The organism is Anaerolineales bacterium, from assembly GCA_037382465.1.
GTDB lineage: Bacteria > Chloroflexota > Anaerolineae > Anaerolineales > E44-bin32 > WVZH01.
Genome location: JARRPX010000122.1, coordinates 1 through 4883, shown reverse-complemented (window position 1 = coordinate 4883; position 4883 = coordinate 1). Strand labels below are relative to the sequence as shown.

The following is a 4883-nucleotide window of genomic DNA, read 5'->3' as shown; positions in this document are numbered from 1 at the left end:
ATGGATGATGACGTCCGGCCGGGAGTCCCGCAGCATGCGCTTGATGGCTTCCAACTGTACGAGGTCGTACTCCTCGATGGTTGGGACGAAAATCTCCTTCACGTCCCGCCGGCGCAGTTTGTCCACCACGTAGCCCCCGAGGAAACCGGCGCCGCCCGTCACGAGGACGCGTCGTATTCCCCAAAATTCATCAGGTTTTACTTCTTCAGGCATACCGGCTTCCTCATAAAATCATACAGTTTTCAGGGCACGATCGAAGGCGCGTTGCGAAATTCCACTCGATCGGGTTCTGTTAGCATACCCTCACGCAATGCCAGGAGAACCTCGTCGATCCCGTTCGATACCGTACGTTTGGCATGGAATTGAAGTTCGTGCTCGATCTTGTCGAAGCAAACCTGAAGGTTGCGCATATCGCCGTCGAAACTCATCTGTTCGTGATGAACCTTGGTTTCGGGCAGCGCCTGGCAGATCAATGCGGCGACTTCGTCCTTCGTGAGATTCCCGGCCTCATGGCCCAGGTTGTAGATCTGGCCCCGGATTTTGTCCGGCGGCGTATCGAGGCCGATGAGCAGCCCGTCGATGACATCCCGGATGTGCACGAAGGCACGCGAGAGCTGCCCTTCGAATATCATCAATTCACCCTGGGTGAATGCTTCAAGCGTGAACTGGTTGACAATCAGGTCGAAGCGCATCCGCGGCGATACCCCGTACAAGGTCGAAAAACGGAAGATCAACGGCGCACACGCGGACGAATTCGCTGCTTCCAGAAGTATTTCCTCCGCAGCGATCTTCGATTCACCGTACAACGACTGCGGATGAAGCGCCGATTCCTCGGTAACCGGAGCGCCGTCATCGGCGATCCCGTATACGCTGTACGTCGATGCGAGGATTAGCCGTTCCGCACCGAGCCGATCTGCCGCCTGGAATGTGCGCTCCACGGCGTCGACGTTGGTTGCCCACGAGGTTTCCTTTCCCGCGATCTTACAAGCCGGAAAGCCCACGATGGCCGCCAGATGAATCACCGCCGACGGCGCGGGCGCTCCCTTCGCAGCCGCTTCCGCTGCGGCTCGTTCGATGACGCCGGATTCCCGCACGTCTTCTCGGACGAAATGGAACATCGGGTGAGATACATAAGCCAGGAGCGACCCGCCGCCGAACAACAGCTTGTCGATGACCGTCACCCAATCTCCGCGCGACAGCAAAGCCGGCACCAACATCGATCCGATGTATCCCGCTCCACCCGTGACGATCACATGCCGCTTCATGATAGATGCTGCTCGAGTCCCTTGTTCATACTGCCCACCTGTCCGGATCTGTTGCCGCTATTCAGAGAAATACTTCTGCATCACCTGCGCCTCGATCCATTCATACGTCTGCGCCAGGCCCTGCTCGAGGGAGATCTCCGGCTCCCACTTCAAAACCTTCTTCAAGCGGCTGTTATCCGAATTTCGTCCACGAACGCCTTGCGGGCCCTCGATGTGATTCTTCTTGATTTCGATCCCGGCGGCGTCTGCGATGATGTCGGCCAATTCGTTGATCGAAATCAAGCGATCCTGGCCGAGGTTGAGCGGATCGTGGAAATCCGACTGCATCAATTTGTAGATGCCCACACGGCAGTCATCGATGTAGCAGAAGGAGCGAGTCTGTTCGCCGTCGCCCCAGATCTCGATCTCGGGATTTCGCCCCAGATCTCGATCTCGGGATTTCCGGTTTTCTTCGCAATCGCCACCTTACGGCACAGGGCCGCGGGCGCTTTCTCGCGGCCGCCGTCCCATGTTCCCTGCGGGCCAAAAATATTATGGAAGCGCACGATCCGGGTTTGGATGCCGAAATCCTGGCGATAGTGGGTGCAGAGTCGTTCAGTGACGAGCTTTTCCCAGCCATACGCATCTTGCGGCTGTGCCGGGTAGGCATCCTCCTCCTTGAGCGGCGTCACCTCCGTATCTTCCTGGAGATACTCCGGGTAGACGCACGCCGACGAGGTGTACAGGTAGCGTTTCACCCCATTGATGCGCGCCGCGTCCAGCGAATGGATGTTGATCAGAGAATTGTTGCGCAGGATGCGGGAGTGATTCGAGGAGATGAACCCCATTCCGCCCATGTCAGCCGCGAGGGCATACACATGTTCCACGTCCCGGGTCGCCTGCAGGCAGTTTGCCCACCTGCGCAGATCCAACAACTCGAATTCATCCGCGTGCGTTTCCCCGAACTCGGGCAGTTTGATGTCTACGCCGCGGACCCAATAATCGTGTTCCTTTAAAAACTGCACCAGGTGATAGCCGATGAAGCCGCCGGCCCCTGTGACCAGCACTCTACGTTGCTCTGGCATTTCACTACCCTCCTCATCCAGTTTCCTTTGAATTCCTGGATCTTGCCGCTTCTCTTCACTCATCGTGATCGAATTTAAGGGTTCGATAAATGGATCTTCTTTCCATCAATTTCGAGCACGGGCACCTCGTCGTCTTCGGGAACGTCGACCACGGAGAAGCCCTGTTCCAAACAAGTGAGGCGGCAAACGTCGGCGATGTCGCCCTTTCCGAGGATTGCCACTTTCTTGTGTCCGTTCTTTTGCGCCACGGATAACGCCTCGCGTGCCTCCTGGCGGATTTGACGATAAAGGGTCATCGAATTCTCGACGTAGGCCACGGTCAAACGGGCGCGCAAGGCAATCCCCTGCGGAGTGATGATGTAGCGCAGTTTTTTCCGCTCCGCTCGCTTCGCCTTGATGTATCCCTTTTTAATCAGACGCTTGAGATGCCAGTTGACGGTTCCGACAGCCACACCGAGTTTCGCAGCCAAAGAGGCTTGCGTGATGTCGGGATCCTTCTCGATGTGTTCCAATAAATTCAGGTCTCGAATCGTCTGTGTGTTTTCATCCGCAGCCATTGATACTACCTCACAAGCACTTCCATCGGATCCACATTCCCACGATCGACATCACCGATCCCCCAAAACGGTTGGCGGCGATCAGAGGGTAAACGATCGGAATTATTCGATCCCATTGCTGTAAGAATTGAGCAATGCGGTTACGCTATTGTCCCAACGATGCCATCCGCTGAAGTTATCCCGCAGGATTTCCAACCCCTTGCCAATCGGTTCCAGGCCCACCGCCTGCATGTCCGCATCGATCATGATACGCGCCAGGTCTTTGTAAGTAATCTTCGGATTCCAATCCAGCACCTGGCGCGCTTTCCTGGCATCGGCTTGCAGGTAATCGACTTCGGCCGGTCGGTAGTAACGCGGATCGATCTGGACGTATTCCTGCCAATCCAGATCGGCGTAAGAAAATGCCTCTTCCACGAATTCTCGCATCGTCGGCGCGATGCCCGTGCCGATGACGAAGTCATCCGGCACCTCCTGCTGCAGCATGTGCCACATCATCTCGATATACTCGGGCGCGTAGCCGTAATCCCTTCGCGAATCCAGATTGCCCAGGTAGAGTTTGGCCTGCATCCCGGCCAGAATGTGCGCGACCGCACGGGTCACCTTGCGGGTCAGGAAGGTCTCACCGCGCCGCGGGCTTTCGTGGTTGAAAAGTATGCCGTTGACGGCGAACATGTCGTAGGATTCGCGGTAGTTGACGGTGATCCAGTAAGCGTACGCTTTGGCGATGGCATAGGGGCTGCGCGGTCGAAAAGGCGTGTTCTCGTTCTGCGGCGGTTCAGAATTACCAAATATCTCGCTCGACGATGCCTGGTAGAAACGAGCCTCGATCCCGCTGCGGCGTATGGCATCGAGGATCCTCACCGTGCCCAAACCCGTTACCGTGCCTGTATACTCCGGCATCTCGAAGCTCACCTTGACGTGTGACTGCGCGCCCAGGTTGTAAATTTCATCAGGCTGGACGTTGTAGATCAGATTGGTGAGCACCTCGGCGCTGGCCAGATCCCCGTAATGCAGGAACATGCGAGCTTCCGGACGATGGGGGTCCTGATAGATGTGATCGATCCGGCCCGTGTTGAACGTGCTGGCTTTACGGATCATTCCGTGGACCTCGTAGCCCTTGCTGAGTAAAAACTCAGTGAGATATGAGCCATCCTGACCCGTGATCCCGGTAATTAAAGCTCTCGGCATGGAAACTCCTCTTTTAATTCCAGGTAAAGATCGCTGGGACGGTACCCGTCTTTCCAATTCGACACGATATTACGAACCGCCAAGGACGAGGTTTTTATAATTCAGAAACTGAATTATACACTTCTTGTAGAATCCGTCAAGTTGTGACTTTACGGGAACGATAAAAATCGCGTACGAGATGAAACAGGAAGAATAAAACGATGAACGCGGCCATACTGGCGATCATGTGCATGGGTGTGAAGACCGGAAGCAACCGCCCACGAAATGCGTACCACAACGTAAAGAGCACGGTAACGCTCAGGACGAGGATGGCCATTCGCGGCAGCCAACGACCCTTCTTCTCCCGCGATGTAACCCACGCCCAGCCCACAAGCACAGCCTGTAAAGCGATGAATGCCGTTCGATATCTGGGGTTGTCCCATTGATCGCCCGCCCCACGGTAGGAAGAAATCAATATCGTAATCCACGTGAGTAGAGACAATCCCGTAGGCAGGCTACGCCATCTGGTGTGCCGCACAGCGGCAAATGGCGCATACAACAAGAACGGCAGCAGCGAGAACCAACCCAACCCTCGCCACAGGGCGATGATCCGCCACAACGGCGCGCCGCTGTCGATGATCGCCGCCGGAAGGAAAGGCCTGAAAATACCGTATAAGACAAAAACGGGATAATGCGCCCATTCCGGTGTGCTGCGGAATAAATGCCGCGTCCAATCAGATTGGCCGGCGATGATTATCAGTTTGTCATTTGCGGACAGAGATTCAATCCATTGGACAATGATCATGAAACCGGTTCTGGAAAAGCCTTCA

General features: G+C 55.7%; 7 protein-coding genes. All 7 read right to left on the bottom strand.

Annotated elements, in window-relative coordinates; translation table 11 throughout:
* The coding region (locus P8Z34_17145) for a sugar nucleotide-binding protein (GenBank protein ID MEJ2552400.1) at nucleotides 1-213 on the bottom strand (213 nt) is incomplete at its 3' end.
* Nucleotides 214-242: 29 nt separating this feature from the next.
* Nucleotides 243-1265, bottom strand: a complete 1023-nt coding sequence (locus P8Z34_17140) for an SDR family oxidoreductase (protein MEJ2552399.1) — start codon at nucleotides 1263-1265, stop codon at nucleotides 243-245.
* A gap of 57 nt (nucleotides 1266-1322) precedes the next feature.
* Complete coding sequence (locus tag P8Z34_17135) at nucleotides 1323-1664, bottom strand: GDP-mannose 4,6-dehydratase (GenBank protein ID MEJ2552398.1); 342 nt, start codon at nucleotides 1662-1664, stop codon at nucleotides 1323-1325.
* The gene (locus P8Z34_17130; protein MEJ2552397.1) at nucleotides 1592-2329 is read right to left on the bottom strand and encodes an NAD-dependent epimerase/dehydratase family protein; all 738 of its coding nucleotides are present in this window, start codon (nucleotides 2327-2329) and stop codon (nucleotides 1592-1594) included. The genes P8Z34_17135 and P8Z34_17130 overlap by 73 nt, the downstream gene beginning before the upstream one ends.
* Nucleotides 2330-2403: 74 nt before the next feature.
* Entirely contained in the window at nucleotides 2404-2886 is a 483-nt protein-coding gene (locus P8Z34_17125) for a winged helix-turn-helix transcriptional regulator (protein MEJ2552396.1), read from the bottom strand.
* Between the two features lie 102 nt (nucleotides 2887-2988).
* Nucleotides 2989-4074 (bottom strand): GDP-mannose 4,6-dehydratase, encoded by a 1086-nt coding sequence (gene gmd / locus P8Z34_17120; protein MEJ2552395.1) that lies wholly within the window; start codon nucleotides 4072-4074, stop codon nucleotides 2989-2991.
* A gap of 136 nt (nucleotides 4075-4210) precedes the next feature.
* Nucleotides 4211-4883, bottom strand: a 673-nt coding sequence (locus P8Z34_17115) for a hypothetical protein (GenBank protein MEJ2552394.1), incomplete at its 5' end; no start/stop codon positions are given.